Annotated in this window: 24 protein-coding genes and 5 pseudogenes; 17 read left to right on the plus strand and 12 right to left on the minus strand. The window is 69.5% G+C overall.

Annotated elements, in window-relative coordinates:
• Positions 1-22: 22 nt before the first annotated feature.
• Positions 23-610, minus strand: coding sequence for a hypothetical protein (locus tag ACFYO2_RS37835; protein ID WP_388358730.1), 588 nt, complete (start codon positions 608-610; stop codon positions 23-25).
• Here ACFYO2_RS37835 and ACFYO2_RS37840 point away from each other — a divergent pair.
• The 8 genes and pseudogenes from ACFYO2_RS37840 to ACFYO2_RS37875 all read left to right on the plus strand — a co-directional run.
• Entirely contained in the window at positions 609-1,136 is a 528-nt protein-coding gene (locus ACFYO2_RS37840) for a flavin reductase family protein (RefSeq protein WP_388358733.1), read from the plus strand. The two genes, ACFYO2_RS37835 and ACFYO2_RS37840, sit on opposite strands and share 2 nt — an antisense overlap.
• Positions 1,133-1,549, plus strand: a complete 417-nt coding sequence (locus ACFYO2_RS37845; RefSeq protein WP_388358735.1) for a nuclear transport factor 2 family protein — start codon at positions 1,133-1,135, stop codon at positions 1,547-1,549. The genes ACFYO2_RS37840 and ACFYO2_RS37845 overlap by 4 nt, the downstream gene beginning before the upstream one ends.
• A 160-nt stretch (positions 1,550-1,709) precedes the next feature.
• Entirely contained in the window at positions 1,710-3,197 is a 1,488-nt protein-coding gene (locus ACFYO2_RS37850; RefSeq protein ID WP_388358738.1) for an aldehyde dehydrogenase, read from the plus strand.
• A gap of 55 nt (positions 3,198-3,252) precedes the next feature.
• The gene (locus tag ACFYO2_RS37855) at positions 3,253-3,387 is read left to right on the plus strand and encodes a hypothetical protein (RefSeq protein WP_388358740.1); all 135 of its coding nucleotides are present in this window, start codon (positions 3,253-3,255) and stop codon (positions 3,385-3,387) included.
• Positions 3,388-3,431: 44 nt separating this feature from the next.
• Entirely contained in the window at positions 3,432-4,028 is a 597-nt protein-coding gene (locus ACFYO2_RS37860) for a nuclear transport factor 2 family protein (RefSeq protein WP_388358742.1), read from the plus strand.
• Positions 4,028-5,083: a maleylacetate reductase gene (locus ACFYO2_RS37865; protein ID WP_388358745.1), complete on the plus strand. Its 1,056-nt coding sequence runs from the start codon at positions 4,028-4,030 to the stop codon at positions 5,081-5,083. The genes ACFYO2_RS37860 and ACFYO2_RS37865 overlap by 1 nt, the downstream gene beginning before the upstream one ends.
• An 11-nt stretch (positions 5,084-5,094) precedes the next feature.
• Positions 5,095-6,033: a dioxygenase gene (locus tag ACFYO2_RS37870; protein ID WP_388358747.1), complete on the plus strand. Its 939-nt coding sequence runs from the start codon at positions 5,095-5,097 to the stop codon at positions 6,031-6,033.
• Between the two features lie 362 nt (positions 6,034-6,395).
• Positions 6,396-6,773, plus strand: a pseudogene (locus ACFYO2_RS37875) (phosphatase PAP2 family protein); the annotation flags it as partial.
• A 39-nt stretch (positions 6,774-6,812) separates the two neighbouring features.
• On the opposite strand, the gene ACFYO2_RS37880 reads toward ACFYO2_RS37875, so the two are convergent.
• Together ACFYO2_RS37880 and ACFYO2_RS37885 are read right to left on the minus strand one after the other, a co-directional pair.
• Positions 6,813-7,493: a response regulator gene (locus tag ACFYO2_RS37880; protein WP_388358749.1), complete on the minus strand. Its 681-nt coding sequence runs from the start codon at positions 7,491-7,493 to the stop codon at positions 6,813-6,815.
• A gap of 7 nt (positions 7,494-7,500) precedes the next feature.
• The gene (locus ACFYO2_RS37885; RefSeq protein WP_388358874.1) at positions 7,501-8,937 is read right to left on the minus strand and encodes a sensor histidine kinase; all 1,437 of its coding nucleotides are present in this window, start codon (positions 8,935-8,937) and stop codon (positions 7,501-7,503) included.
• 196 nt (positions 8,938-9,133) lie between these two features.
• On the opposite strand from ACFYO2_RS37885, the gene ACFYO2_RS37890 reads away from it, so the two are divergent.
• Entirely contained in the window at positions 9,134-9,442 is a 309-nt protein-coding gene (locus ACFYO2_RS37890) for a hypothetical protein (protein WP_388358752.1), read from the plus strand.
• A gap of 149 nt (positions 9,443-9,591) precedes the next feature.
• Here the strand turns inward: ACFYO2_RS37890 and ACFYO2_RS37895 are convergent, their stop codons facing one another.
• Positions 9,592-10,449 (minus strand): hypothetical protein, encoded by an 858-nt coding sequence (locus ACFYO2_RS37895; RefSeq protein ID WP_388358755.1) that lies wholly within the window; start codon positions 10,447-10,449, stop codon positions 9,592-9,594.
• Between the two features lie 185 nt (positions 10,450-10,634).
• Here ACFYO2_RS37895 and ACFYO2_RS37900 point away from each other — a divergent pair.
• A pseudogene (locus ACFYO2_RS37900) lies at positions 10,635-11,918 on the plus strand (IS200/IS605 family accessory protein TnpB-related protein); the annotation flags it as partial.
• On the opposite strand, the gene ACFYO2_RS37905 reads toward ACFYO2_RS37900, so the two are convergent.
• The 3 genes and pseudogenes from ACFYO2_RS37905 to ACFYO2_RS37915 form a co-directional block, all read right to left on the minus strand.
• Positions 11,915-12,472: a hypothetical protein gene (locus tag ACFYO2_RS37905; RefSeq protein ID WP_388358876.1), complete on the minus strand. Its 558-nt coding sequence runs from the start codon at positions 12,470-12,472 to the stop codon at positions 11,915-11,917. The pseudogene ACFYO2_RS37900 and the gene ACFYO2_RS37905 overlap by 4 nt on opposite strands.
• A gap of 116 nt (positions 12,473-12,588) precedes the next feature.
• Positions 12,589-12,954 (minus strand): annotated as a pseudogene (locus ACFYO2_RS37910) (thiamine pyrophosphate-binding protein); the annotation flags it as partial.
• Positions 12,955-13,097: 143 nt separating this feature from the next.
• Complete coding sequence (locus ACFYO2_RS37915) at positions 13,098-14,297, minus strand: FAD-dependent monooxygenase (RefSeq protein WP_388358757.1); 1,200 nt, start codon at positions 14,295-14,297, stop codon at positions 13,098-13,100.
• A gap of 147 nt (positions 14,298-14,444) precedes the next feature.
• Between ACFYO2_RS37915 and ACFYO2_RS37920 the strand changes: the two genes are divergently transcribed.
• On the plus strand, positions 14,445-15,224 hold the full coding sequence (locus tag ACFYO2_RS37920) for an IclR family transcriptional regulator (protein WP_388358759.1): 780 nt from the start codon (positions 14,445-14,447) through the stop codon (positions 15,222-15,224).
• Between the two features lie 55 nt (positions 15,225-15,279).
• Here the strand turns inward: ACFYO2_RS37920 and ACFYO2_RS37925 are convergent, their stop codons facing one another.
• Both ACFYO2_RS37925 and ACFYO2_RS37930 read right to left on the minus strand, forming a co-directional pair.
• On the minus strand, positions 15,280-15,696 hold the full coding sequence (locus ACFYO2_RS37925) for a nuclear transport factor 2 family protein (RefSeq protein WP_388358762.1): 417 nt from the start codon (positions 15,694-15,696) through the stop codon (positions 15,280-15,282).
• Entirely contained in the window at positions 15,693-17,441 is a 1,749-nt protein-coding gene (locus ACFYO2_RS37930; RefSeq protein ID WP_388358765.1) for an MFS transporter, read from the minus strand. Before ACFYO2_RS37930 ends, ACFYO2_RS37925 begins: the two co-directional genes overlap by 4 nt.
• A gap of 118 nt (positions 17,442-17,559) precedes the next feature.
• On the opposite strand from ACFYO2_RS37930, the gene ACFYO2_RS37935 reads away from it, so the two are divergent.
• Positions 17,560-17,892 (plus strand): SDR family NAD(P)-dependent oxidoreductase, encoded by a 333-nt coding sequence (locus ACFYO2_RS37935; RefSeq protein ID WP_388358879.1) that lies wholly within the window; start codon positions 17,560-17,562, stop codon positions 17,890-17,892.
• A 426-nt stretch (positions 17,893-18,318) separates the two neighbouring features.
• On the opposite strand, the pseudogene ACFYO2_RS37940 reads toward ACFYO2_RS37935, so the two are convergent.
• A pseudogene (locus tag ACFYO2_RS37940) lies at positions 18,319-19,090 on the minus strand (transposase); the annotation flags it as partial.
• An 81-nt stretch (positions 19,091-19,171) separates the two neighbouring features.
• Positions 19,172-19,459: a hypothetical protein gene (locus tag ACFYO2_RS37945; protein WP_138901717.1), complete on the minus strand. Its 288-nt coding sequence runs from the start codon at positions 19,457-19,459 to the stop codon at positions 19,172-19,174.
• A 519-nt stretch (positions 19,460-19,978) separates the two neighbouring features.
• Between ACFYO2_RS37945 and ACFYO2_RS37950 the strand changes: the two genes are divergently transcribed.
• The 5 genes and pseudogenes from ACFYO2_RS37950 to ACFYO2_RS37970 all read left to right on the plus strand — a co-directional run.
• Positions 19,979-20,983, plus strand: coding sequence for a sugar ABC transporter substrate-binding protein (locus ACFYO2_RS37950; RefSeq protein ID WP_388358767.1), 1,005 nt, complete (start codon positions 19,979-19,981; stop codon positions 20,981-20,983).
• The gene (locus ACFYO2_RS37955; RefSeq protein WP_388358770.1) at positions 20,983-22,059 is read left to right on the plus strand and encodes an ABC transporter permease; all 1,077 of its coding nucleotides are present in this window, start codon (positions 20,983-20,985) and stop codon (positions 22,057-22,059) included. Before ACFYO2_RS37950 ends, ACFYO2_RS37955 begins: the two co-directional genes overlap by 1 nt.
• 5 nt (positions 22,060-22,064) lie before the next feature.
• Entirely contained in the window at positions 22,065-22,982 is a 918-nt protein-coding gene (locus tag ACFYO2_RS37960) for an ATP-binding cassette domain-containing protein (protein WP_388358772.1), read from the plus strand.
• Positions 22,983-23,132: 150 nt separating this feature from the next.
• Positions 23,133-24,110 (plus strand): Gfo/Idh/MocA family oxidoreductase, encoded by a 978-nt coding sequence (locus tag ACFYO2_RS37965; RefSeq protein ID WP_388358775.1) that lies wholly within the window; start codon positions 23,133-23,135, stop codon positions 24,108-24,110.
• A 50-nt stretch (positions 24,111-24,160) separates the two neighbouring features.
• Positions 24,161-24,832: pseudogene (locus ACFYO2_RS37970) on the plus strand (Gfo/Idh/MocA family protein); the annotation flags it as partial.
• A gap of 377 nt (positions 24,833-25,209) precedes the next feature.
• Here the strand turns inward: ACFYO2_RS37970 and ACFYO2_RS37975 are convergent.
• Positions 25,210-26,205: a LacI family DNA-binding transcriptional regulator gene (locus tag ACFYO2_RS37975; protein ID WP_388358882.1), complete on the minus strand. Its 996-nt coding sequence runs from the start codon at positions 26,203-26,205 to the stop codon at positions 25,210-25,212.
• Positions 26,206-26,310 lie beyond the last annotated feature (105 nt).

Raw genomic sequence — 26,310 nt, forward strand, 5'->3', positions numbered from 1 at the left:
AGCGAGGTGCGCGCGGCACTGCTCAGGGAAGGGGGACGGCCAGGCCTGATCTGCGGCCGCCGCGCAGGAACAGCACGCTGATCGCGGCGGCCACCAGGCAGGCGAGGGCGGTGACCAGGAACCCGAGGTTGTAGCCATGTGTCAACGCCTCCGTCACCAGCGCGCCTACCCGCGGTCCCATGGGCGCCGAGGCCACGGCGAGCGGGCCTCCCTCGGCGGCAACGGCCTGCACCGCGTGCTGCTGCGCGGCGGCCAGACCGGCGTGCGGCAAGGCCTGGGCCAGCGCGTTCCCGGCCGAGGTCAGCGCCACGGTGCCGATGACGGCCGGTCCGAGAGCCTGGCCGAAGCCGCGCAGCAACGTCGTGACGGCGCTTGCCATCCCGCTGAGCTCGACCGGCACGGTGTTCACCGCTGCGGCGGTCAGCGCCCCGATCAGCAGGCCGAAGCCCATGCCGCTGAGGATGAGCGCCGGGGTCAGGGTCAGCAGACCGGTGTCACTCACGGGCAGCGACGCCAGCCACAGCTGCCCCGCCGCGGTCAGCACCAGACCGGCGGCGAGCATCACCCGCGGAGCGACCTTGCCGAGCAGGCGCACCAGCAGCGGCCCCATGAGCGGTGTGATGCCCTGCATCACCACGAACGGCCATGCCGACTCCAACGGGCTCCGGTTCGACGACGGCCCGGACGACCAGCGGTTCAGCACCGCCACCGACATCGGGCCGCCCGACCCCGACACGGTGGTCTACGTCTGTGGTCCCGGCGGCTTCATGGACTTCGTGATCTCGTCCTCACTCGGAGCGGGATGGCCCGCCGAAGCGATTCACAAGGAGCGCTTCGCCCCCGTGGAGGACGCCGCCGCCCACACGGCCGGCGGGGCTTTCACGGTGCGGCTCGCCAAGACCGGCGGCGAGTTCGAGATCAAGGACGGCGAGAGCATCCTCGATGTCCTGCTCGCGGCCGGCGTCGACGCCCCCTACTCCTGCCAGCAGGGAATCTGCGGCTACTGCATCGTGCGCGTGATCGCCGGAGAGCCCGATCACCGCGACGACGTCCTGACCGACCGTGAGCGCGCCGACGGCATGTTCACCACGTGCTCGTCACGAGCACTCTCACCGATCCTGGAGCTGGACCTATGACGACAACGACGTCCACCACATCCACCGCACCCACCGGCACCATCGAGGCGGTCGAGCAGGCGGAGGCCGCCTGGCTCGTGGCCCTCACCGAGGGCGAAGAAGCGATGACCGCCCTCATGCTGGCGGACTTCCGGGGCGTCCACGGCCCGGTCGGGAAGATCGACGACGGCAAGGCCTTCGCCCATTTCACCTGGACCCGCCGCCGCCACGTGTTCGCGAAGGCCGAGAATCTCAGCATCACGGTGCACGGCACCACCGCGATCACCACGTGCCTCCAGGAGATGCACATCATCTTCGACGAGAACCTCCCGCCGTTCCCGGTCCAGGAGGCGGTGACGCGGGTGTGGGAGGAGACCGCGGAGGGCTGGCGCCTGGCGCACCTGCACCAGGCCAAGCGCATGCCGCCGGCCTGAGACACGAGAGGCCCGAGGCCCGGGAAGGCCGACCGCCCTGAACCCTCATGCGGCTGTTCGATGAACGGACATGAGGGTTCAGGGCATGCCGCCGTGGGCGGAGAGTTCGACACGCAGGGTTCGTGCGGCGATCGCCGCTGCTGTTGAGATGAGGCAACACATGTCAGCCACTGAGACCGAGGCTCCCCCGTCCGGCGCGGTCCGGACCAGCGACCTCCTCATCGCGGGCGAGCACGTCGCGGCCAGGGACGGCCGCTACTTCGAGACGACCGAGGCCCTGACCGGTGAACCGATCGCGCGGGTCGCGGCGGCCTCCGTCGAGGACGTCAACCTCGCGGTGGACGCGGCGGCGGCCGCCCTTCCGGAGTGGTCGAGCCTCCCGCCGGCACGCCGGTCGGTCCTGGAGCGGGCCGCCGTCCTGCTCGGCGAGCGCACCGACGACATCGTCGCCACGATGAGCCGCGAGATGGGCGCCACCCTCCCCTGGTGCGGCTTCAACGTGCACGTCGCCAAGGGCATGCTCGTCGAGGCGGCCGCCCAGGCGTACGCGGCCGTCGGCGAGGTCATCCCCTCGGACGTGCCCGGCCTCACCGCCCTCGGCGTGCGTCAGCCGGTCGGCGTCGTCGTCGGCATCGCACCCTGGAACGCGCCGCTGATCCTCGGCGTACGCTCCATCGTGTGGCCGCTGGTGTGGGGCAACACCGTGGTGCTGAAGTCCTCCGAGCAGACGCCCCTCACCCAGGCCGCCATCGTCCAGGTGCTGCACGACGCCGGCGTGCCCGCCGGAGCGGTCAACCTCATCAGCAACGCGCCCGAGGACGGTCCGAGCGTCGTCGAGGCGCTGATCGCCCACCGCGCCGTGACGCGCGTGAACTTCACCGGGTCCAGCCGGGTCGGCCGTATCATCGGCGAACTCGGCGGTCGCCACCTCACCCGTGTCGTGCTCGAACTCGGTGGCAAGGCGCCTTTCCTGGTTCTCCCCGACGCCGATCTGGAGGAGGCCGCCGCCGCGGCCAGCTTCGGTGCCTTCATGAACCAGGGCGAGATCTGCATGTCGACCGAGCGCGTCATCGTGGACATAACGGTCGCCGACGAGCTCTCCTCCCGCCTGGCCGAGCGTGCCTCCAAGCTCGTCGTCGGACCCCCGAGCGACCCCGCCTCACAGATCGGCCCGCTGGTCCACAGCGCCGCCCGCGACCACGTGGTCGAGTTGATCGAGGACGCCCGCGCCAAGGGCGCGCAGGTCCTGGCCGGCGGCACGGCCGACGGCCTGTTCGTGCACCCCACCGTGCTGCGCGGGGTCACGCCTGACATGCGCATCTACACCGAGGAGACCTTCGGACCGGTGGTCTCGATCATCGAGGTGGATTCGACCGACGACGCCGTCACGGTCGCCAACGACACCGACTACGGACTCTCCGCCGCGGTCTTCGGCAAGGACGCGGCCGCCGCCCTCGACGTGGCCCGCCGGATCAGGTCCGGCATCTGCCACATCAACGGCGCCACCGTGCACGACGAACCCCAGATGCCGTTCGGCGGTGTCGGCGCCAGCGGCTGGGGCCGCTTCGGCTCCCGCGCCGCACTGGAGGAGTTCACCGAGCTGCGCTGGATCACCATCCAGTCCGGCTCCCGCCACTACCCCATCTGAGATGCGGCGAGGCCGTACGGCGCACGTGACACGGCGTGCGCCGCGCCCCCGGCCCGTGCTCCCATGGCTGTGGGGCCTTGCCGCGGCCTTCAGCCCGGCGGTGGGAGCGGCATGGCTGGCGGACGCCCGAGAAACAGAGGCCTCTCAGCAACTCGACCGGGAGCTGGAGGAGTTCTTCCGGTCCGTCTGACGACGCCCCTGTACCAGCATCTCCACCCCTCCGAGGAGTCAACAATGTCGCAGGCCGACAACGACCGCCACGAGATCCGGCAGCTCCTCGAGAACTGGGCGCTGTGGCGCGACGCCGGGGACTGGGACCGCTTCGCCACGGTCTGGCATCCGCGCGACGGCTGGATGAGCGCCACCTGGTTCCAGGGAAACGCCACCGACTTCATCAAGGCCAGCCGCGAGGGCTTCGAGAACGGCGTCAGCATCCTCCACTTCCTGGGCGGCCACACCGCGGACATCGTCGGCGACCGGGCCATCGCCCAGACGAAGATGACCATCAACCAGCGCGCGAGCGTCGACGGCGTCGAGGTCGATGTCGTCTGCACCGGCCGCTTCTACGACTTCCTCTCCCGCCACGAGGGGCGCTGGACCCTCGTGCGCCGGCAGCCGATCTACGAGAAGGACCGGCTCGACGTCGTAGACCCCGCTGCCTCGCTCACGTTGGCCCCGGAACTCCTGAACCGGTTCCCGACCGGCTATCGGCACTTGGCCTACCTGCAGACCAAGGCGGGGTTCACGGTGAAGGACGGGCTTCCCGGCCTCACCGGCACAGCAGTCGAGCAGCTCTACGGTGAAGGCAAGCAATGGCTGGCGGAGGCCTGATGAAGTTCACCCACGAAACCCTTCCCCAGCGCGTGGTGTTCGCGGCCGGGGAGTCACCCGTCGCCGTGGCGGCGGAGGTCGCGGCACTCGGCGGCTCCAAAGTCATGTTGATCGCGTCGGACCGCGAGAAGGAGCTGGCCGACCCGATCGCCAAGGAGATCCCGGTCGTCCTTCGTCACGAGGAGGTCGTGATGCACGTGCCGGTCGAGGTCGCCGGGCGAGCTCGTCGGGCGGCGGTCGACGCGGGCGTGGACATCCTGGTCAGCGTCGGCGGCGGCTCGACCACGGGTCTGGCCAAGGCGGTGGCGCTGACCACCGGGCTGCCGATCGTCGCGGTGCCCACCACCTACGCGGGCTCCGAGGCGACCAACGTGTGGGGCCTGACCGAAGGCGAGACCAAGACCACCGGCGTGGACGACAAGGTGCTGCCCGCGTCGGTCGTCTACGACGCCGGTCTGCTCACCTCCCTGCCCGGCGAGATGACCGTGGCCAGCGGACTGAACGCGATGGCGCACTGCGTGGACTCGATGTGGGGACCGCGTGCCGACCCGATCGACCGGGCGTTGGCGCAGGAGGGCATCCGCGCACTCGCGACCGGTCTGCCGGCGGTGGCCGAGGACTCGACCGGCGTCGAGGGCATCGAGCAGACGCTGTACGGTGCCTACCTCGCCGCCGTCGCGTTCGCCTCGGTCGGCTCCGGGATGCATCACAAGATCTGCCACGTCCTCGGCGGCATGTTCAACCTCCCGCACGCACAGACCCACGCGGTCGTGCTGCCCTACGTGCTGGCCTTCAACGCCCCGCACGCCCCCGAGGCGGAAGCCCGTATCGCCCAGGCATTCGGCTCCCAAGAGGCCGGCGCCGGCCTGGCCACCCTGCGCGAGGTGCTGGACGCGCCGAGGGCGCTGCGCGACTACGGCATGCCCGAGGGCGGCAGCGCCAAGGCGCTGGGGCCGATCAAGAAGGCGATCCCCGCCAACAATCCCACCCCCGTCACCGACGAGAACCTGACCGCGCTGCTGAAGGCGGCCTGGGCCGGCGACCCGATCATCTGAAGGAGGCCGTCATGGCTACCTACGTCAACCCCGGCTCGGCCCAGGCCGGTGCACACGGCACCATCTACCGCGAGGTGTCGCCGGAGCAGCAGGCGGTCGAGCAGCAACTCGTCGACACCGTCGTGGCCTCCTTCGACGCCTGCCAGGACCCGCGGCTGCAAGAGCTCATGACCTCCCTGGTCAAGCACCTGCACTCCTTCATCCGGGAGGTCCGGCTGACCGAGGAGGAGTGGGGGACGGCGATCGACTTCCTCACCAAGGCCGGCCACATCACCGACGAGGTCCGCCAGGAGTTCATCCTGCTCTCCGACACCCTCGGCGCGAGCATGCAGACCATCAACGTCAACAACCAGGCCTACAAGGGCGCCACCGAGGCCACCGTCTTCGGGCCGTTCTTCGTCGAGGACTCCCCCGCCATCGAACTCGGCGGTGACCTGGCCTTCGGTGCCCCCGGCGAGCCCTGCTGGGTCGAGGGCACCGTCACCGACACCGACGGCACCCCGCTCGCCGGCGCGCTCATCGAGGTCTGGGAGGCCGACGAGGACGGGCTGTACGACGTGCAGTACGAGGCCGGCAAGCGCGCAGGCCGGGCGCACCTCTTCTCCGCGGCCGACGGCGGCTACCGCTTCTGGGGCCTCACCCCGACGCCGTACCCCATCCCCGACGACGGACCCGTCGGCCAGATGCTCGACGCGGTCGGCCGCTCACCGCTGCGCGCAGCCCACCTCCACTTCATGGTGTCCCACGAAGGGGGGCGCACGCTGGTGACCCACATCTTCCCCGAGGGCGACCCCATCGGCCGCAAGGACACCGTCTTCGGCGTGAAGGACTCACTGATCAAGCGGTTCGAACGGCAGCCCGCCGGTACGCCGACACCCGACGGCCGCGTCCTCGACGGCACGTGGAGCCGGGTGCGCTTCGACATCGTCCTCGCCCCCGCGGGCGCATGACTGCCTGACCGTCGCGGTCAACCCTGACGATCGGCAAGGTCCGCTGTTGCCGTTCGGCTCGGGTTCCTCACGGGTCCCCGCTTCTACGTTCGGGCTTCGTGGAACGAGAACCGCGAAGGAAAGTCCGAACCGGTCGGCTGCTCGGCGCGTTGGCCGTCCTGGGCGTGGGTGCAGGAGTCGTCACTTGGCTGTCCCCCGGAGGGCTGGGCCAGGCCGGTCCTGTCGAGGTCACGGGTGGCGCTTCGGCGTCCGTGTACCGGTCGGTGACCAGGGCGGCGGAGGATGCACCGTCGTGGCTCGGCCCTCTCCTGGAAGTGGCCACCGAGGGCACTCTTGTGATCCTCGGAATGTTGCTGGTCTGGATGTGGGGGACGGCAATCCGCCGCAAAGACACGCGGGAGGTCGCCGGATCCGTACTGACCGGCCTAGGCACCTTCGCTGCCTATGCGGTGAGCGAAGCGGTGAAGCTCGTAGTGGACGAGGAGCGTCCTTGCCGTGCGGTACACGCGGGCGCCGAACCCGTCGCGGAATGCCCCGGGGCAGCAGACTGGTCATTCCCCAGCAACCACGCCACCCTGGCCGCCGGCCTGGCCATCGGTCTTGCCGTGCTGCGGCCCCGCCTCGCCTGGATCACGCTGCCCATGGCCGGGGCCGCTGCGCTGCTGCGCGTGCTGGTGGGGGTTCATTACCCGCACGATGTGCTCGCCGGCGCGACGCTCGGCGGCGCAATCGTGGCGGCCGTGCTGCTTGCGTTCATGCCCCTTGCCCAGGCGGCGGCATCACGGCTGGGAAGGCTGAGGCGGAATGATCCCGGCCTCGTGGGCCACCACCGCGGCAGCGGCACGGTTGTCGACGCCCAGCCTCGCCAGGATGGAACTCACATGGGCCTTGACCGTTCCCTCCACCACGTGGAGCCGCCGGGCGATCTGCCCGTTGGACAGGCCGCTTCCGACAAAGGCCAGTACCTCTCTTTCCCGGGCGGTGAGGGCGGCGACCCGATGACGGGCGGCGGAGCGCCGACCGGCCAGGGTGCCCACGCCCGTCGCGGCGAGGTGCGCGATGACCCGGGCCGCGACCTTCGGTGACAGATAGGCGGCGCCTTCGGCCACCGCACGGACTCCGGTGATCAGTTCCTCGGGCTCACCCGACTTGATCAGGAAGCCCGCTGCACCACCACCGAGCGCCTTCAGGATGTAGTCGTCCTCACCGAAGGTCGTCAGCATGATGACGCTCGTGGTCGGCACTGTGTTGTGGATCTCCGCGGCGGCGTCGATGCCGTTGATTCCCGGCATACGGATGTCGAGGACGGCCACCGCGGGACGATGACGTCGGACCAGCTCCACGGCCTCGTGCCCGTCGACGGCCTCGGCGACGACTTCGATGTCCGGATCCGTGGCGAGAACGGCGCGTACCCCTGCACGGATCATCGGCTCGTCGTCGGCGATCAGTACCCGGATCATCGAACGCTCACGGGGTGATCGTGTCCAGGGACACCAGGGTGTCCTTCCGGAAGCACAGTTGGTAGGCGTCGCCGGACCGGTCGTCGAACCTGTTGGCCGTCATTGCGTAGTACTCGCACGTTGTGCCGTCTCCCGTCGGCTCGGCAGTCAGCGGTCGGTGGTTCGTCTGCCGGTCCGGCAGGACACGCTCCACCTCGGCACGATCTTGCCCCACATGAAGGCGGGCATAGTCGCGGGGGTCCAGGACCGACTGTGCCGCCGACAGCGTCTCCCAGCCCATGAGAGCCCCGCTCAGCAACGCTCCCGTCACGAGGGGCACCATGACCGCGGCGACCAGGGCCCGGCCGACCCTGCGCCGAGCGCGGCGATGTTCCTGCGGCAACTCGTCACCACGAGAGGCTGACGGCGTGAGCGGCGGTGGCGGCGAGGGCGCGTGCGGGATACGCGCGACGACTGCGTAACCTCCGTCGCGCGGGCCGTGGTCGAACGAACCGCCGGTCAACCGCACACGTTCTTCGAGACCGATCAGGCCACGCCCTCCACTGGGAGGCCGGAGCCGCTGGTCGGCCGCAGACGATGGCGGGCCGTTCACCACGACGACCTTTGTTTCTGTTGCCGTATGCGTCAGTCGGACAGTCGCGGTCGCGCCGGACGCGTGCTTGGCAACGTTGGTGAGAGCTTCCTGCACGACTCGGTGAGCCGCCCGTTCGACCACGGGCGGCAGGTCGTCCGCCTCGCCGTCGATGCGCAACTCCACCGTGAGGCCGGCCGCGGAAGCCTCGGAGGTCAGACTTGGGATGCTGGAGTTGCTGGGGGCCATCGCCGTTGTGTCGGTCGCCTCCCGCAGGACACCGATCACCTCGCCGAGACGCTCCACCGTGGCCGCGGCTCTGGCTCGGATGTCCCCGGCGGCCCTTTGGTGATGTTCTTCAAGGTCCGGCGCGAGTTTGAGTGCGCCGGCCGACAGGGCGATCAGGCTGAGGTCGTGGCCGAGTACGTCGTGCATGTCCTGGGCGATACGCGCCCGTTCACGCAACCGGGCTTGATCAGCGATCAGTTGCTGCTCGCGTTGCAGCTGATCGGCACGCTCCCACCCGGCCCGGACAAGCTGCTGATACTGGCACCAGAACCGGCCCGCGAACCATGGCAGCATCGTGGCGGCAACCACCACTGCCACAAACCGGCCGGCCAGGGGCAGCCAAGCAGGAACGACGGATAAGACCACCACACTGGCCGCGAGAATCGCGACCAGCGCGAGCGCTGTCGGCGCCGTCCGTCCAGGTCGTCGTCCTGCCAGGAACGCGGCGATGGCAGCCGGGACGGCCCACGAAAGGTTCATCACACTCAGACCGGCAGCCACCGCGGTAGCCGCTGTGAGAGCGGCCCCGGGATCAAGTACCCGCCGTGATACGGCGGTTCCGGTCGCCGTCTCACCGTTGATCATTGCGATGTCCACGGAGGTGACGGTACGGACATCGGGCGCCGTCCGACCACTGCCGAAAGTCCAATCCGCGCCGGTGACGCAACTCCCGTTGTGGAGACGGGCGTCGAGTACCTCACCCCCTCCGGTTACTGGCGGGTCACAACGGTCTGTAAGATCCACTCCGACCAACGCACGCCCTACCTGGGGGAAACAACTCATGACCAAGCGCTTTTCCGTCCTGGCCGTCTCTGCGGCCATCGTCGGAGGCTTCTTCATCACCTCTGTGCCCGCTCACGCCGCCACGTCGGCCGACCGGGGCGAGGTATCGGTCAAGGCCTCCGTCACCTGCAACACGAGCCAGCTGCGCCAGCAGATCGCCAACCTCAAGACCAAGGCCGCGAAGCTGAAGCAGCTGGGGGAGATCGCGGCGGCCAAGAAGGCGCTCAACGACGCGGCCGCCCTCCAGAAGAAGCTCGACGCGTGCATCAAGGCTGACGACGACGCGAGCAAGCCGTTCCCCGGATAAGTTTCCGGTTTCGATGTGTGGCGCTGCCCGTCCCGTTCCACGGATGGGGGGCGCCACACGCTTGCCCAGCCGGCTGGCGCCGCTGGGGGCGTGGGGCTCAAGGTCAGTCGGCTGAGCGGTGGCCACGTATCCGTCGACTCTCGCGGGACTCACCGTCCTGCGTCGGCGCCCCGCTGGCCGAGCTTTCGCAGCACCTCGGTGATGTTGGATCGGTATGTCTGCAGCGCCTGCAGTCCGGCGGCGTAGCGGTCGCGGTGCCGTGTGATGTCCACGGCCTGCTTCCGCGCCCGTGCAGCGTGCCAGAGCTCGGCTGTATGGTGGCGGCGTTTGCAGGTGACGTCCGCGGCGGCGGTGGCCCGCTCCCGCTGCGTATGGCGGGTGTTGCCGTCACTGCCCCGCTGCCAGGCGGTGTCCGTGTACGCCGCGACGGGGTCGGGATAGCGCTTGAATCCTTGTTCTGCCACACAGCGGGACCACACATCCCATGCCGCACGGAGGCGCGGGTCGCGCTTGACCGCCTTGTCGACCTCGATCGCCCGTGTACTTGCGTAGAGCCAGTCCCGCTTGAGGTCGATGCCGCGCATCAGCCGCCGGTTCGTCTCGGCATTGCAGGCGGGGAAGTCCGCATACTCGGCGTTCGTCATCCGGCGGCCTTTCGGCCGGAAAGCCCGGGACTTTTCCGGGTCCCAGCCGTAGCCCCAGCGGCGGGCGGTGGCGAGATCCAGGGCGCCGTAGTCGGTGCTCACCACGGTCATGACGAAGGGGTCGCTGGGGTAGCGGGGGTCGAGCGGGAAGTCCGGGTGGCCACGCTCCTCCATGCACTGCCGGACCAGCAACGCCGATGCCCGCTGCGATCGCTGGTGGTCCTGCGGCGTGAAGTCGTAGCGGTCCGCCGGGAGGGGGCCGAGGTCCGACGCCGTACGGATGACCGCCGGACGTTCTGGACCGGAGACACAGATCGCTGCCAGCACCGCCACGACACCCAGTCGCCACCCCCGCATCGTCATAGGCAGGGATGCTAGCGAACAGCGTGCGGCGGCCGGCCATGGCCCTGGCGTTGAGGAAGCGTCGTTCCTGCACGAGATTCAGGGCGAGCTCGGCCCGCTGTTCGGCGGCCTCGCGGTCCTCGCGATCGCGGGCAGCGTCGGGCGTGCGGCGCTCGCCCGGCTCGCGGACCTGCTCGGCCTTCAGACGCCGGGCGCTGGGTGCCAAGGCCGACAGGCGGGAGGGGCTGGTGCGCGGGTATGCCTCGCGGGGTGAGTGGCATGCCAAGTCCCGCCGCCTGCACACCTTGAAGGACCGGCTGGTGGTGGTGGAGGCGGACCGGGCGGCGGGCCGGGTGCGGGTGGTGCGCGGCGGCAGACGCCTCGCGAACACCCGCCACCACCTTGAGGCGGCCGGACTGGATACAGCGGCGTGGCGTCGGCGGTGGCGGGCGGAGCGGATGTTTCTGGCCGCGGACGGGGAGTCGGGCAAGCGGTTCGGCAACGAGACCATCCGTGTCACCGACACCGGCCGGCTCTCGGTCAAGCTCCCGGCCCCGCTGGCCCACCTGGCCAACGCCCCGCACGGCCGCTACCTCCTCGACGCGGTCGTACGGTTCCAGCACCGCGGTCAGGAGTGGCGTGACCGGATCACCGCGAACCGGGCGGTGGCCTACCGCATCCACCACGACGTGCTCCGGGGCCGCTGGTATGTCACCGCGTCCTGGCAGCGCGCCGCCGCCCCCGTCCTGCCGCTTCAGGCGGTCCTGGCGCGGGGGGTGGTGGGGGTGGACATGAACGACGACCACCTCGCCGCCTGGCAGTTGGACGTGCACGGCAACCCGGTCGGCGAACCCCAGCGGTTCTTCTACGACCTGTCGGGCAGCACCGAGCACCGGGACGCGCAGATCCGGCACACGCTGACCCGGCTGCTGCACCACACCCGCCGCTGCGGGGCCGCCGCGATCGCCATCGAAGACCTCGACTTCGCGGCGGAGAAGGGCCGTGAGCAGCACGGCCGCAACAAACGCTTCAGGCGGCTGCTGTCCCGTTTCCCGACCGCGAAGCTCAAGGCCCGGCTGGTGTCGATGGCCGCCGAACAGAACGTGGCGGTCGTCGCGGTCGACCCGGCCTACACCAGCCGCTGGGGTGCCCAGCACTGGCAAAAGCCCCTGACCACACCGACTCGCAAGATTTCCCGGCACGATGCGGCGAGCATCGCGGTCGGGCGACGCGCCCTCGGGCATCCGATCAGGCGACGGACGACACCGCCCCCGCATCACCAGAGTGATGGTGCGGGGCATCGGACCGTCCAGGCCCGACCGGACACCCGCAGGCGTGAGGAAACCCGCCCCCACCCGCCCGGACCCCGCACCAGATGCGCGCCGCCCGGTGGTGGAGCGAAAGCGGGCGACCAGGGTGCCCAACACCGTTCGGGACACCCGGCTGAGCAGCAGTCCTGGCAACAGGACTCACTCCCGCTCAGTCTTTAGGAACGGTGGATCGCGGCGTCCTCGTGGTCCTCGGTCTCGGCGGCGAGTGCGGACCGCCGGGTGTCCGAGACGTCCCGCAGGGTCGTGAGCCAGTCGTCGCGCCCTGTGGGTACGGGGCTGTCGCCCAGGCGCTCGTTCAGCAGGCCGATCGTGCCGACCGGGTCGGCCTGGATGCCCAGTTCGACCTCCTGGAGGCGGCCGAGTTCACGGCCGTCGGGGTCGATCTGGAGGATCCGCGCGCTCTTCGGGAGCAGTCCGCCCGTGCCGAACTGGGTGGCCAGTCCGAAGCGCAGCCCGAACAGCAGGACCAGGTCGGGCCGCTCGTCCTCGGGGACAGTGGCCAGGGTCTGGACGAGACCGACATGGTGCTCTGAGCCGACGATCGCCCCGAGTCCCTCCCAGTCGGAGAAGAGGGGCACTCCCGTAAGCGCGGCGAACTCGTGCAGGTGGGCCCGCGCCTCGGCGGTGACGAAGGACTTGCCGACCAGAGCGATCGGCCGCCGGGCGGTGGCGAGCGCCTCGATGATCCGGTCGACGCCACCGGCCGGGGCGATGCCGGTGCCAGCTCGGTACGGGTGACGCGGTGCGCGAACTTGGTCACCGGGGCTGCCATGGCGACCTGGTCGAAGCCGGCCTGCTGGTCGTTGATCTGGTCGGTCTCCAGGGGGCCGGAGCCGGCGATGTAGAGGACGGGGGTCCGGTCCAGATGGGCGTTGGCGATGGAGGTCAGGACGTTGGTGAAGCCGCCTCCGGCCGTGACGACGGCGACACCCAGGTCCCCGGTGACCCGTGCGTAACCCTCGGCCGCGTGGCCGGCGTTCATCTCGTGGCGCACGTCGACGATGCGGAGCTTGGCGTCCATGGCGTCCTGGAAGATGCCGTCGACGTGTGCTCCGTTCAGGCCGAAGGCGACGTTGACTCCGGCTCGCTGCAGGGTTCGCACGACGAGCCCACTACCGGTTGCGGGTGCCATTGGGTGATCCGCCCTTCGGGACGTACGCAGGGGTTCGACTGGAGTCATGGGGACCAGGGCCATGTCGCGGGCCGTCCGTACCGGAGTCTCGGGTGTGGCCCGGGGGACGACAATGGCCGTGTTCGTTGGATGGTCAACGCCTTGTTCGACGAGGGAAGGTCGAGACCCGTCGACCGGGACCGCCGGGTCGGAGCGTCGCGGCTGATTCACACCGAGGCCGAGACGGCGACCTCGGGGTCGTACTCGTAGATCCAGCCGTTCGCCCTGAGGGGGTCGGCCTGTGAGTACGCCAGATCGCGGGCCTGCTGCTCGGGGCCGTCCGGAAGGTGGTTGATGTGGGACCGTCCGTGGGAGATCTCCTGCAGGCGTGCCGTGCGGCGTCGGCGGAGTTCTTCGTAGCGTCCCAGGGCCGTCAACGGGCTGTCCGGGTCCTCCGCGAGACAGAGAGCCAGGACGGCGCCGTCCTCGATCGCCTGGGCAGCGCCCTGGGCGAAGAACGGGAACATCGGGTGAGCCGCGTCGCCCAGCAGGGTCGCGTTGCCGCGGTTCCAGTTGTCGAGAGGTTCGCGGTCGAGCAACGCCCAGCGTCCCGGTGTGTCGGCCGACCTGATCAGCTCCACCAGACGCGGATCCCAGCCGTCGAACTCGTCGAGCAGTTCCCCGAGTGTCGCGGTGGCCGTCCATGACTCGACGCTGCTCGCGCCGGCCGGTGCGAAGGCGACGAGGTTGACGTACTCCCCGCCGGAGACCGGGTAGTGCGCGAGGTGGCGGTCGGGGCCGATCCAGAGGGTCTGAGCGCGCCGCCTGGCGAATGCGGGTGCCTTGCGCGCCGACACGAGGGCCCGGTAGGCGCAGATGCCCGACTCCCTGGCCTGAGTCGGCCCGACGATCGCGCTGCGCACGCGTGAGTGGACTCCGTCGGCACCGATGAGGATGTCCGGGCGAACTGTTTCGCCATCCTCGAACCGCAGCACCGCCTGGTCGCCTTCGAACTCGACCGAGACGCAGCGCCTGCCGAGGTGGAGCGAGTCCTCGGGGACGGCCGACCTCAAGGCATTCAGCAGGTCGGCGCGGTGGGCGGTGTAGGTGTGCTCGCCGTACAGGCGTTTGCACCCGTCCTGGAGGTTCTCCGCGGAGAGGACGGTGCCGTTCTCCCAGCGCCGGAACTCCCAGCCGATCTCCATCTGCACCGCGCGCTCGATGAACCTGTCCAGCACGCCGAGACGCCGGAGCAGGCGGGCGGCGTTGGGGGCGATCACCAGGCCGGCACCGACCTCGGTGAGGGCTGCGGCCTGCTCGTAGACGTCACTGTGGAAGCCCTTGTCGCGGAGGAAGGCCGCGGCAGCGAGGCCTCCGATGCCGCCACCGAGGATCGCGATCCTGGGGCCTGCTTCCGTAGTCATCATGCTCTTTCACTCCCGTTGACCTCTGGCGAGGTGGTGACTGGCTGCCTGCAAGAGTCCGGCAACGTACGCACTGAAAGAACACCTTTATTCATCCAATGAACATAGAAGGTAGAGTCACCTGCGCCACACCGGATGAAGGAGAGGCCCATGCCTCGCGCGAACGAGCCAGGACGCACTGTCAGCTCCCGACTCTGGGATCTGCTGTTCGCCTTCGACCCCAACAACACCGAGTTGACCCTCGCCGACCTGGTCCGGCGCACCGGCATGCCGCACGCCACCGCCAGACGCCTGACGCTCGAACTCGTGGAGGCGGGCGCGCTGGAACGCACCAGCGACAACCGCTTCGCGATCGGCCTGCCGCTGTGGCGCCTCGGCACCCTCGCACCACGCGCCGAGACGCTGCGCAGCGCCGCGCAGCCGTTCGTGGAGGACCTGTACACGGCTCTTCGCCAGCATGTGCAGCTGGCCGTCCTCCAGGGCGACCAGGCCGTGATCATCGAGCGCTTGTCGGCCGTCAACGCCGTCGGTCTGACCTCACAGGTCGGCGGCCAGCTGCCCCTGCACTGCTCGGGCGTCGGCAAGGTACTGCTGAGCCACAGCAGTCCGGCGTTCATCGATGAGGTGTTGGCCGGAAGGCTGCGACGCTTCACTCCCAGAACGATCGTTGACCCGGCCCAACTCCGTGGCCAGCTGGCGTCCTGTCGCTCGACGGGAACGGTGGTCGTCAAGGAAGAGCTGAGCGAAGGGGCCGAGTCGGTCGCGACGCGCATCGTCGACGGCCGCGGCAAAGTCGTCGCGGCCCTCTCCGTCGTGGTGGCCTCGGGCTCGATCAAACTGCAGGCGGCCGTTCCCTCGCTCGTCGCGAGCGGACTGGGGTTGTCCAGGAGTCTCGGGTGGAGGCCGGGCATCCCCATTCGCACCTCGTGACCTCTCGCGGGGCGAGGAAAGCGGCACGTCATGCGCGTCATGCGCGTCATGCGCGTCATGCCGGCGGTTGCCGCCGGGAGAGCTGCATGTGACCGAGGCGCCATCCCTCGTCGGTCGAGAACCACACCCGGGTGGCCACGGCCTGAACCAGGAACGGCGGCAGGTCGGGCAGGCGCCGGATGCGCATCTTCTGGAAGCACGTCACGATGGCCCGTCCGCCCCGCTCCCGGCAGGTCACCTCGCTGGTCTCGGCCTCGACGGTGGGTCCCATGGACGCGTTGTAGCCGAGGAAGCGCTCGCGTTCATGGACGTTCCCGACCGGGCCGTGCACGATCACGCAGTCGGGGAGCATGAGTTCACGCTGTTCCTCGTCTCCCTTCGTGATCGCAACGAGCCAAGCGGCCTCCGCCTCGGCGACCGTGGCCGGTATGCGAATGTCGTTCCTGCTCGTCCCCGGGTGTGTCGTGGTCATGGTGCGACTCCTGTCCGAGTGTGTCTGTCGATCGTTGCCTCTTGTACGCCATAACCCGCCGCGACTACCGCTTTCGGGGAGTCGCGGCGAGCGCTCCGGTTGTCCCGGCGCCGGCGTGCCCGTCGGGCGGTCAGCCGTCGAGGGTGTGCGGGTCGTCGTCGAGATGAGCCTGGTCCACGCCACCGGGCCCGCCCACGAGGGTGAGCGCCGCCGCCACCAGAGCGGCCTACGCCACCGAACACGAACGCCAGGGAGTAGCTGCTGCTGAGGGCGTGGAAAGCGACGTCCTTGAGCGGGTTGAAGGGGATGACGTGACCGTCCGGCGAAGTGATGCTGCCCGGCACCGAGTTGGCGCCGAGCGGGCCCGAGCCCACAGCGTGCACCGCCGCCTCCAGCTGCGGCTTCTGATCCGCGGGAGCATGGGCCGGAGCGGCCTGGAAAGCCGCGTAGGCCTTGCTCAGGGTCGGATTGTCCGCCAGGTTGCGGGAGATCTCCTTGGCGGCCTGGCTCAGCGCGACAGCGCCCATGATCGCGGGGCCGAGCGCGAACCCGAGGTCCCGGAACGTGCTCGTGGCGCCGCTCGCCATGCCGGCGAGGTGGTTGGGCAAAGTGTTGACCGCGACCGCGCTGATGGCGGCGAAGGCGAGCGCCGAGCCGACGCCGGCGAGGATCAGCGGCCCGACGATGGCGGTCAGTGTCCGATCGCTCGTCGGAACGCCGGCGAACCACAGCCCGCTGGCGCCGATGAGGACCAGGCCGGTGAAGAGCACCCTCCGGGCGTTGTACCGCTCGAGCAGCTTGGAGGTGAGGGGCAGCTGCACAAGGCCGATGCCTCCGAAGAAGAGGTAGGCGACAGTGGCCTTCAGCGGGCTGATTCCCTGGACGATAGTGAGACGGATACTGGTGGAGTACATGATCGCGAGGAAGCCGAACATCCCGATCACGGTGACCACCGAGTTCACGGCGAACGCCCGGTTCTTGAAGACGCTCAGGAGAAGAAGCGGCGCGTCCGCGCGGTTCTCCACGAAGACGAACAGCCCGAGGAGCACGGCCGCAGCGAGGAACGCGATGACGATCTGCGGGCTCCCCCAGCCGCTCTCGGAGCCCTGGATCACGGCGTAGAGCAGAGCGAACAGGCCGAGTGCGGAAGTGATCTGCCCCGGCCAGTCGAGGGACCGGCCCTCGGGCGCGGAGGAGTTGCGGGCGATGGCCAGCGACAGGAGCGCGCTCACCACGGCGATGACCAGAACACCGACGTAGGCCCAGCGCCAGTTCGCGTTCCCGGCCCAGCCGCTGTGGATCTTGGTGGAGAGACCCGCCAGCAGCGGTCCGAGGAAACCGCCGATCGACAGCGCGGCGGCCCAGATCGCCACGCCGTGAGCGCGGGTGGCGGTGGTGTGGGTGCCGGCCGCCACCATGGCGAGGCTCGTCGGGAAGATGGCCGCGGCCCCGATGCCGCTGAGAAGCTGGGCGAGGATCAGCAACGACACCCGGGTGTCGGTCGAGTATCCCGAACCCGGCACCAGGACCGCGACGGTCGAGCCGACCGCGATGAGCGCGGCGCCCCCCACGAGCAGACGCTTACGGCCGAACAGGTCGCCGAACACGCCGAAGCCCAGTTCCAACGCGGCGACAGGAAGAAAGAAGGCGTCGGCGACCCACGTCAGTTGGGCCGACGACGGCGCGAGATCCTGCTGGATCAGCCCGGTGATGAGCGAAACGTTCTGTCGGCCGATATCGACCACGTGACCTTCGACGAGTGGCGTCGCACCTTCGCCGTCAACGTGGACGGTCCCTTCCTGGCCTCCAGGGCGTTCCTGCCGGATCTGAAGGAGTCCGGGGCGGGCGGGACGGATCATCAACATCACGTCGTCGAGCTACTGGACTCCGCCGCCTCCCTTCGTCTCCTATGTCTCCGCCAAGGGCGCGCTGAACGGACTCACCTCTGTCCTGGCCGCCAACCTCGCCGCTCACCACATCACCGTCAACGGCGTCGCGGCGAGCCTGGTCCGGACCGCCACGGCCGCGGAGAACACGAGCGAGTTCTTCTTCGAGCAGACCGTGCGGATGCAGAACATCAAGCGTGTGCAGATGCCGGCCGACGTCTCGGGCGTCGTGGCGTTTCTCGCCTCCGACGACGCCGCGTTCATCACGGGGCAGATCGTCGTCGCGGACGGCGGAAGCACGCGCCGCTGAGAGGCTCTTCAGAGTGGGCGCCCCCCTCAGTGGCCTTGTGTGAGCTGTCCTCGGGACGTGCGGCGCGCGGCTGGGCGCGTGGACATGTGGGGGTGAGCTGTGAGTCTGGCCGCCAACCGCCTGCGCCGACTGTGCTCCGGCGGCCCGCTGACCGGGACGCCGGCGGAGGACCGGACGGCGGCCGGGGCGGGGACGGCGGCTGGAGCAGCCGACGGTGGCCGGCCGCCGTGGCCGGAAAGGACTCGGCGCCCAGGACCTTCCCCAGCGGGGAGATCACCGCGGCAGCATGAACCTCGCCGTGCGTGTCCACGCCCAGGACGACCTCGCCCGGAACGGGAGGATCCGTACTGGAGGAGGTGCTGCGCTGTCGCGGCCGGCGACACTGCGTCGACATGCGCAGGGCTGACGCGTCGAATGACACTAGGGCTCCGGGATGACCGCCTTGATACGGCGTCTGCGCAGGTAGGCGCGGTTGCCGCGGGAAGAGTAGACCTTGTCCCCGGCGACCGCGTTCGGCCGTGTGTGGGGGCGGCCGACGGGCCCGCGTACCCGCACCTTCTTCAGGACGGGGATGAATTGCGGGCTGTCCGCTGCCTGGCCCGCGGTCAGGATGAACGCCAGCGGGCGGCATTTGCGGTCGGCGGCGAGGTGGACCTTGCTGGTCTGCCCGCCCCTGGAGCGTCCGAGGAGGGCAGCCCTCAGCCGGAGTTTCCGCCGACGCCGGACGCGTCTTCGTTCTTCCCGCACGGGATCGCTTTCGGCCTCCTGCCCGCTTTGTTCTCCGAGGCTGCCCCTTTGACCTGGCCTTCTCCTCCTCCTCGGCGGCGGCTTTCTCCAGGGCGGTGACGACGGCCTCGTTGAGGTGCATACCGGCCGCGTCGTGGTGGGCCCGGGCGGTGGTGGAGTCGACGCTGACCAGGGACAAGTCCACCTCACCGCGTTTCGCGGCTTCCGTGATCAGGCCCTCCAGCAGAGCCTCGAAGACCCCGGCGTCACGCCACTGCCTAAAGCGGTTGTGGACGGTCAACCCGGCGCCGAACTCCGTCGGCATCTCCCGCCACTGCCCGCCCGTCTTGAACCGCCAGATCACGCCCTCGAACTGCTGCCGCAGCCGCTCGGGATACGGGCCGTACTCGCCGATCGGCAGGTATGGCCCGATGAACTCCCACTCTGCATCCTTCAGTTGCACTCGCATCACGCAAGAAGGTCTACCGGCCCAGGTCTCGCCGTGAGGGCGAAATCTGGGATTGACACCGTTCGCTGTCGAGTCGAACTGGGCTCAGCCGAGACCACGATGGGCGGCCCACAACGCCCCGGCACGGCTGGCAGCATCGGAGACCAGGGCCGCCAGCTCGGGTTTATCGGGGACAGGGAACGAGACGTATGCGCCCCGACCACCACCGACTGGTCTGCCATAGGCCTTCACGGCTAGGTGACCGTCCGGAAGAAGCCGGACGTTGAGTGTGGTCAGCGTGAACGCTTCACCGCGTCGGGTGTCCGTCCAGCGGAGGGCCTGCGGTATCACAACATTGATCGCCAGAGCGCTTACTTCCAGGTCGCTGCTCATGGACGGATGATCTCACGCGAGTCGCCGCAGGCGGCCGCCACCGGCCCACGCAGCAGGTAGTTGATCACGACTCGATATGCGCCCTAGCTGGACGGCACCGGAACTCGCCGCCGAAGTCGCCCCGGCTGCCTGCGGGATGCCGCCGCCCTACTGAACACATGGGGTACTCGGCTCCCCGAGACGACCACCCGCGTGGTCGGTGCCGCTCGCCCGGTGGCCGGATCCGCGGCTCAATTTCATTCGGGACACTTTGTTGGTACGTCCTGACATACCTGTTGACATCCCTGCGGAGCGGCTCCATAGTCTCTCCAACTAGAGCGCGCTACTAAAGCGCTCCAGGCCGTGAACAGGTGGTCCACACCTAGGACCGCCGCAGAAGAACGCGCCGCCACGCACGGCACATACACACCATCCGCGCACCCGCGTCGTCTCTCGGTGATCAGGCATCGACCGCCGACGCCGGACACGCTTCCGCTCATCACAGACTCACCCCGACAAGCACAGCGAGGTGCAAGGGACATGCACAGAAACCATCGAGCCGCCGCTCTCACCGCTACCGTCCTCGCCGGAACCCTGCTGGCCGCCGGCTGTTCCAGCAGCTCGGGCGGAAAGAAGTCCGAGGAGGGCAACGCGGCCGCCTCGGCCGGCAAGGCCACTACCCCGCGCATGACAGTGGCCATGGTCACCCACGCCTCCCCCGGCGACACCTTCTGGGACCTGGTCCGCAAGGGCGCCCAGGCGGCGGCCGCCAAGGACAACATCAAGCTCGTCTACTCCAGCGACCCCAACGCGGGCAACCAGGCCAACCTGGTGCAGAACGCCATCGACCAGAAGGTCGCCGGCATCGCCCTGACCGCCGCCAAGCCTGCCGCCATGAAGGACGTCGTGGCCAAGGCCACCGCCGCCGGCATCCCTGTCGTCGGCTTCAACTCCGGCGTCGGCGACTGGAAGAAGCTCGGCATGCTCGAATACTTCGGCCAGGACGAGAACATCGCGGGCCAGGCCTTCGGCCAGCGCCTGAACCAACTCGGCGCCAAGCACGCCCTGTGCGTCATCCAGGAGCAGGGGCAGGTCGCGCTGGAGGCCCGCTGCGCCGGCCTGAGGAAGGGCTTCAGCGGCAAGACGGACACCCTCTACGTCAACGGCACCGACATGCCGTCGGTGAAGTCGACGATCACCGCCAAGCTCACGCAGGACTCCTCCATCGACCAGGTGGTCACCCTCGGCGCCCCGATCGCGCTGACGGCGGTCCAGTCGTTGTCCGACGCCGGCAGCAAGGCCAAGCTCGCCACCTTCGACCTCAACAAGGACCTGGTGAAGGCCGTCCAGGACGGCACCGTCGAGTTCGCCGTTGACCAGCAGCCGTATCTGCAGGGCTACTTGGCGGTCGACTCGCTGTGGCTGTACAAGACCAACGGCAACTTCAGCGGCGGCAGCACCGCACCCGTCCTCACCGGCCCGGCCTTCATTGACAAGACCAACGTCGACACGGTCGCCAAGTTCGCCGCGAACGGGACACGGTGATGAGCACGGCCCAGCATGCCGAGCCGGCGGTGAACACACCGCCGGCCCCCGGCCCGAAGGAAACCGACGGCCGGACTGTGCAACGTACCCTGACGCTGAGGGCGCTGGCCCGGCCCGATGTGGGCGTCTTCCTCGGCGCCGCAGCCGTCTACGTGTTCTTCCTGATCTCGGCGCCGCCGGTGCGCGACGCCGGCTCGATGGCGAACATTCTCTACCAGTCCTCGACCCTCGGCATCGTGACCGTCCCGGTGGCACTACTGATGATCGGCGGCGAGTTCGACCTGTCGGCCGGCGTCGCCGTGATCACCTCCGCCCTCACCGCGAGCATGCTCAGCTACCAGCTGACCACGAACGTCTGGGTCGGCGTGATCGCCGCCCTGGTCGTCTCCCTGGGCATCGGCTTCCTCAACGGCTGGCTCGTGGTCAAGACCGGACTGCCCAGCTTCCTGGTCACCCTCGGATCCTTCCTGATCCTGCAGGGCGTGAACCTCGCGGTGACCAAGCTGGTCACCGGCAACGTCGCCACCGACGACATCAGCAACATGGACGGCTTCAACAGCGCCAGGAAGGTCTTCGCCTCCAGCTTCGACATCGGCGGCGTGCAGGTGAAGATCACCATCTTCTGGTGGCTGCTGTTCGCCGCGATCGCCACCTGGGTGCTCTTGCGCACGCGCTACGGCAACTGGACCTTCGCAGTCGGCGGCAACAAGGACAGCTCGCGGGCCGTCGGCGTGCCGGTGGCCTTCACCAAGATCTCGCTGTTCATGCTGGTCGGCTTCGGCGCCTGGTTCGTCGGCATGCACCAGCTGTTCTCCTTCAACACCGTCCAGTCCGGCGAGGGTGTGGGCCAGGAACTGATCTACATCTCCGCCGCGGTCATCGGCGGCTGCCTGCTTACCGGCGGCGCCGGCTCGGCGATCGGCCCGGTCTTCGGCGCGTTCATGTTCGGCATGGTCCAGCAGGGCATCGTCTACGCCGGCTGGAACCCCGACTGGTTCAAGGCCTTCCTCGGCCTGATGCTGCTCGGCGCCGTCCTGATCAATCTGTGGGTCCAGCGCACCGCGACCCGGAGGTGACCTCTATGACAAACAACGCAAGCGGCACCCACGGTGCCGTCCTCGCCGACACCGTCCCCGACGACGCCGACCGCCCCATCGTCCAGCTGCGCAACGTCGGCAAGGCCTACGGCAACATCCGCGCCCTGCACGGCGTCGACCTCGCCGTGCGCCCCAGCCAGGTCACCTGCATCCTGGGCGACAACGGCGCCGGCAAGTCCACCCTCATCAAAATCATTTCGGGGCTGCACGAGCACACCGAGGGCGAGTTCCTCGTCGACGGCCGACCGGTGCACTTCACCACCCCGCGCCAGGCTCTCGACCGCGGCATCGCCACCGTCTACCAGGACCTGGCGACCGTGCCCCTGATGCCGGTGTGGCGCAACTTCTTCCTCGGCTCCGAGATGACCAAGGGCCCCTGGCCGATCCGCCGCCTCGACATCGAGAAGATGAAACAGACCGCGGACCAAGAGCTGCGCAACATGGGCATCGTCCTGGACAACCTCGACCAGCCCATCGGCACTCTCTCCGGCGGCCAGCGCCAGTGCGTGGCCATCGCCCGCGCCGTCTACTTCGGCGCCCGCGTGCTGATCCTGGACGAGCCGACCGCCGCGCTGGGCGTCAAGCAGTCCGGTGTCGTGCTGAAATACGTGGCCGCCGCCCGCGAGCGCGGTCTGGGCGTCATCTTCATCACCCACAACCCGCACCACGCCTACATGGTCGGCGACCACTTCAGCGTGCTGCGCCTGGGCACCCTCGAACTGTCCGCCGAACGCAGGGAGATCACCCTCGAAGAACTCACCAACCACATGGCCGGCGGCACCGAACTCGCCGCACTCAAACACGAACTGGCCCAGGTCCGCGGCGTGGACGTCGAAGAACTCCCCGAAGAGGTCGACCTCACCGCACCCGTGGCGGCCACGGGCGAGGCGGCCGCGTCCTGACAACGGCGCACGCGTCAACTGTCCACACATGCCAGGTGGGCGTCCACGGTCCGGCCATAGGCCCCCGCTCCCAGGACGCCTGGCCGAAGGCGCCCACCGGCATCCAAGCCAACATGGGGAAAGCCTCGCAGGAGCACCGTACGCATCGGAGTGATCGGCGCCGGCAACATGGGCGCCGATCATGTGAACACCCTGCACCGTCATGTCTCCGGGGCCGTGGTCACCATGGTCGCGGACATCGACGTGGAGCGGGCCGCCACCGTCACGGACGCCGTCCCCGGGGCGCGTGCGACCGATGACCCCTATGCCCTGATAGGCGATCCGGAGGTCGACGCCGTCGTCATCGCCTCGCACGACACCACCCACGCCGATCTGACCGTCGCGGCCGTACGGGCCGGAAAACCCGTACTGTGCGAGAAGCCCCTCGCCCCCACACCGGCCGAATGTGTCCGTGTCGTACGAGAGGAGCGGCAGACGGGCGGACGGCTGATCTCACTGGGCTTCATGCGCCGCTTCGACCCCGCGTACACCGAGCTCAGGGATGCGATCGCGGACAGTGTCTGCGGGGCGCCACTGCTGCTGCACTGTGTCAGCCGTGGCCTCTTCTCAGCTTCCGGTGCCACCGACGAACTCAGCATCACCGGGTCGGCCGTCCACGAGTTCGACACTGTGCCCTGGCTGCTCGACTCGACAATCAAAGAGGTGAGCTGGCATGCCACCCGCTCCACGAGCACGGCCACTGGCCTGCGCGACCCGCAACTGATGCTGCTGCGCACCGCTGACGGCGCGCTGACCACCGTCGAGGTGTTCCTCAACGCCGGTAACGGCTACCACGTCCGCTGCGAAGTGGTGGGCGAGCGCGGCACCTTGGCCCTGGCCCACCCCGCGCGCGTCGTCACCGACTCCGCCCGCGCCCGTTCCCTCGGCTACCCGGCCGACTGGCGCCCCCGGTTCGCCGACGCCTACCGCCTCGAACTCCAGGCCTGGGCCGACGCGGTCGCCTCCGGCACGCCCTCTCCACTCGCGACCGCGGACGACGGCCTGGTGGCGAGCGCGGTGGCCGAGGCTGTCATCACGTCCATGAAGAACGGGGGCCGCAGCGTCGCCGTCCAGGTCCCGGAGGTCTGAGCATGCCCGTCTTCCCCACCGCCCTTCCCTCCCCGCGCACTCCGGCCTCGATGGAAGCGCCCATACTGCGCTGGGGTGTTCTGGGCACAGGCTGGGTCGCCGAGCGCTTCGTACGTTCCGTGCAGCGCCACACCCGGCAGACTTTCACGGCCGTCGCGTCGCGTGACGGCGCCCGCGCAAAGGAGTTCGCGGGCCGCCACGGCATCCCGCGCGCGTACGGCTCCTACGAGGAGCTGGCAGCGGCGGCGGACGTCGACGTCGTCTACGTCGCCACCGAGCACACCGCCCACCTCGACTGCGCCCGGATCTCCCTCACGGCCGGCAAGCACACGCTCGTGGAGAAGCCCCTCGCACCCAACGCCTCCCAGGCCGCGGAGATCGCCCGACTGGCCACGGAGCGCGGCCTGTTCTGCGCCGAGGCGTTGTGGACCTTCTTCCTGCCCAGATTCGACGTCGTACGGCAGATCCTCGACGCGGGCGTCCTCGGTGACATCCGCACGGTACTGGCCGACCACGGCGAGCACTTCGCGGGCGGCCACCGCATTCTCCGCCCTGACCTGGCCGGCGGGCCCCTCCTCGACCTGGGCACGTACCCGCTCTCCTTCGCCGTGTCGGTCCTCGGCGAGCCGGTGGAGGTACAGGCCTTCGCCCAGCCCCACCCGGCGGGCGTCAACGGCCAGATCGCCGCCCTCCTCCGCGACGCCGACGGCGGCCAGGGCATCGTCCACACCACGCTGTTCAGCGACACGCCCACCACGGCCACGGTCGCCGGAACCCACGCCACTGAGCCTGTCGGGCCCCTTCTACCAACCCGGCGAGGTGCTCCTCACCCCGGCGGGCGGCGGGACACCGCTGTCGTACGGCGAAGCGCGCACCGCCCACGACGCCCTGCACTTCGAGGCCGCGGAGGTGGCCCGATGCATCGGCGCCGGACGGCTCCAGACGCCGCTGCGGCCGCTGGACGACTCCGTGTCCACGCTCCGGATGATGGACGAGATCCGCCGACTGTGCGGCATCTCCTTCCCCGGCGAGGACTCAGGAACGGTCCGGGCAGAGGCGGCACCCCAGGCCCGTACGACGGCCTGACCGCCGCTCGGCGTCAGCGCTTCGGTGGCGGCCCGCTGGTCCCCCGTACCACCAGCTTCGGCTCCACCACGGCCTCCCGCGGCTCGCGTTGGGGGTCCTCCAGCCGTTCCACCGCGTACCGGACGGCGTGCTCGGCCATGAGTCCCGCGTCCTGGCGGACGGTGGTCAGCCCGATCGGCATCAGGTGGGAGAGATGGCTGTCGTCGTAACCGACCACGGACATGTCGCGCGGAACCTCGACGCCGGCACGGGTCAGAGACATCAACAGGCCCATCGCGCTGCGGTCGTTGCCCGCGAGGACCGCCGTCGGCAGCGGGCGCCCCTCCTCGCGCTCCGTCAGCAGCAGACGCCCGGTCTCGATGCCGGACTGCTCGGTGTGCTCGCCGGAGATGACGCGTTCCTCGGCCTCCAGGCCATGGCGGCGCATCGCCGCCCGGTAGGCCCGCCGCCGCTCGGCCGAGCCGGGGCCGCGGCCGCCGTCGATGTGCACGATCGTGCGGTGTCCCAACTCCACGAGGTGGTCCATCGCCTGGCGCACCCCCTTGGCCTCGGCGGAGTGCACGAAGTCCACGTGCGCGTGCGGGACCCGGCGGCTGACGGAGACCGCGACCGTGCGGCGTCCCAGCTCGTCCAGGAAGTCGGGTTCGGCGAAGGAGCCGAGCAGGATCACCGCCTCGCAGCGGTGGCTGAGCAGCGCCTCCACGGCCTTCTCCTCGCTGCGGCCCGACGTGGCGCCGGACAGCAGGACCTCGTAGCCGAGGCGCTCGGCCTCGGGGTAGATCCCCTCGATCAGGTTCGTGTGGAAGGTCTGCTGGACGGTGAACATCACGCCGAGCGTGCGGCTGCGGCCACGCGCCAGCAGCCGGGCCGCGCTGTCGGGCCGGTAGCCGATCTCGTCGGCGACCCGCAGCACCCGCTGCCGGGTCTCCTCGCTCGCGCCCGGCTGGTTGCGGAACACGATCGAGACGAGCGCCCGCGAGACGCCCGCCTTCTCGGCGACGTCCGCCATCGTGGGCCGCTGCTTGCCCGATGCATCCACCGTGAACTCACCCTCCGACGCCCGCGACCTTAGCGATGATCGCGAAATCTTCTGGCAACAACCTATTGACATGAC

The sequence above is a fragment of the Streptomyces sp. NPDC006602 genome (assembly GCF_042870385.1).
Taxonomy (GTDB): Bacteria; Actinomycetota; Actinomycetes; order Streptomycetales; family Streptomycetaceae; genus Streptomyces.

Excerpts from the sequence above, each read along its gene's own strand:
- ACFYO2_RS37860 (WP_388358742.1), top strand. The coding sequence starts at position 3,432 with ATGTCGCAGGCCGACAACGACCGCCACGAGATCCGGCAGCTCCTCGAG.
- ACFYO2_RS37870 (WP_388358747.1), top strand. The coding sequence starts at position 5,095 with ATGGCTACCTACGTCAACCCCGGCTCGGCCCAGGCCGGTGCACACGGC.
- ACFYO2_RS37865 (WP_388358745.1), top strand. The coding sequence starts at position 4,028 with ATGAAGTTCACCCACGAAACCCTTCCCCAGCGCGTGGTGTTCGCGGCC.
- ACFYO2_RS37920 (WP_388358759.1), top strand. The coding sequence starts at position 14,445 with ATGCCTCGCGCGAACGAGCCAGGACGCACTGTCAGCTCCCGACTCTGG.
- ACFYO2_RS37880 (WP_388358749.1), bottom strand. The coding sequence starts at position 7,493 with ATGATCCGGGTACTGATCGCCGACGACGAGCCGATGATCCGTGCAGGG.
- ACFYO2_RS37850 (WP_388358738.1), top strand. The coding sequence starts at position 1,710 with ATGTCAGCCACTGAGACCGAGGCTCCCCCGTCCGGCGCGGTCCGGACC.
- ACFYO2_RS37835 (WP_388358730.1), bottom strand. The coding sequence starts at position 610 with ATGGGGCCGCTGCTGGTGCGCCTGCTCGGCAAGGTCGCTCCGCGGGTG.
- ACFYO2_RS37890 (WP_388358752.1), top strand. The coding sequence starts at position 9,134 with ATGACCAAGCGCTTTTCCGTCCTGGCCGTCTCTGCGGCCATCGTCGGA.
- ACFYO2_RS37895 (WP_388358755.1), bottom strand. The coding sequence starts at position 10,449 with ATGACGATGCGGGGGTGGCGACTGGGTGTCGTGGCGGTGCTGGCAGCG.
- ACFYO2_RS37960 (WP_388358772.1), top strand. The coding sequence starts at position 22,065 with ATGACAAACAACGCAAGCGGCACCCACGGTGCCGTCCTCGCCGACACC.
- ACFYO2_RS37925 (WP_388358762.1), bottom strand. The coding sequence starts at position 15,696 with ATGACCACGACACACCCGGGGACGAGCAGGAACGACATTCGCATACCG.
- ACFYO2_RS37955 (WP_388358770.1), top strand. The coding sequence starts at position 20,983 with ATGAGCACGGCCCAGCATGCCGAGCCGGCGGTGAACACACCGCCGGCC.
- ACFYO2_RS37950 (WP_388358767.1), top strand. The coding sequence starts at position 19,979 with ATGCACAGAAACCATCGAGCCGCCGCTCTCACCGCTACCGTCCTCGCC.
- ACFYO2_RS37975 (WP_388358882.1), bottom strand. The coding sequence starts at position 26,205 with ATGGCGGACGTCGCCGAGAAGGCGGGCGTCTCGCGGGCGCTCGTCTCG.
- ACFYO2_RS37840 (WP_388358733.1), top strand. The coding sequence starts at position 609 with ATGAGCGGTGTGATGCCCTGCATCACCACGAACGGCCATGCCGACTCC.
- ACFYO2_RS37945 (WP_138901717.1), bottom strand. The coding sequence starts at position 19,459 with ATGAGCAGCGACCTGGAAGTAAGCGCTCTGGCGATCAATGTTGTGATA.
- ACFYO2_RS37885 (WP_388358874.1), bottom strand. The coding sequence starts at position 8,937 with ATGATCAACGGTGAGACGGCGACCGGAACCGCCGTATCACGGCGGGTA.
- ACFYO2_RS37915 (WP_388358757.1), bottom strand. The coding sequence starts at position 14,297 with ATGATGACTACGGAAGCAGGCCCCAGGATCGCGATCCTCGGTGGCGGC.
- ACFYO2_RS37845 (WP_388358735.1), top strand. The coding sequence starts at position 1,133 with ATGACGACAACGACGTCCACCACATCCACCGCACCCACCGGCACCATC.